This window comes from Stenotrophomonas sp. GbtcB23, assembly GCF_019091045.1.
Classification (GTDB): domain Bacteria; phylum Pseudomonadota; class Gammaproteobacteria; order Xanthomonadales; family Xanthomonadaceae; genus Stenotrophomonas; species Stenotrophomonas rhizophila_A.
The window spans coordinates 1-455 of record NZ_JAGXKC010000204.1 but is presented as its reverse complement, the minus strand read 5'-3'; the positions used below and the strand labels follow the sequence as shown (position 1 = coordinate 455).

Here is a 455-nt window from a genome sequence, read left to right as displayed (position 1 = left end):
CATGTCGTGGACGAGAAGCGCCGCCCTTTCGCGCCGGATGATGAAGGGAGCGCGGGCGGTCGGAAGATCGGTTTCGGCCGGCAGAGGATAGGAGGCGATACGAGGTAGACCCTTGGTACTCATCAAACCTTCTCCTGAACGGGATTCTTGTTGCCGGAGGCGAGAAACGCGTCGCGCAGCCGTGCCCGCAATACCTTGCGGCTCACCTTTCCCGCCGCGGTCGTCTCGAATTTCTCGATGAACACGATCTGGTCCGGCACCTTGAAAGCGGCGATGTCGCGCTGGCGCATCCAGGCTTTCAGCGCCGAGGGCTTCACGTCCTTCTTGTTTGCGATGACGAAGGCGCAGCTGCGCTCCCCGAGAGCGGGGTCGGGTATCGAAACCACGGCAGCGTCGAAGACATCGGGATGCGCAAGCAGGTGATCCTCCACCTCCTCGGCGGAGATCTTCTCCCC

At 62.4% G+C, this 455-nt stretch carries 1 pseudogene; it reads right to left on the bottom strand.

Going from position 1 to position 455, the window contains the following annotated elements:
• Window positions 1-122: 122 nt before the first annotated feature.
• Window positions 123-455 (bottom strand): annotated as a pseudogene (gene entE, locus KVS69_RS18800) (2,3-dihydroxybenzoate-AMP ligase); the annotation flags it as partial.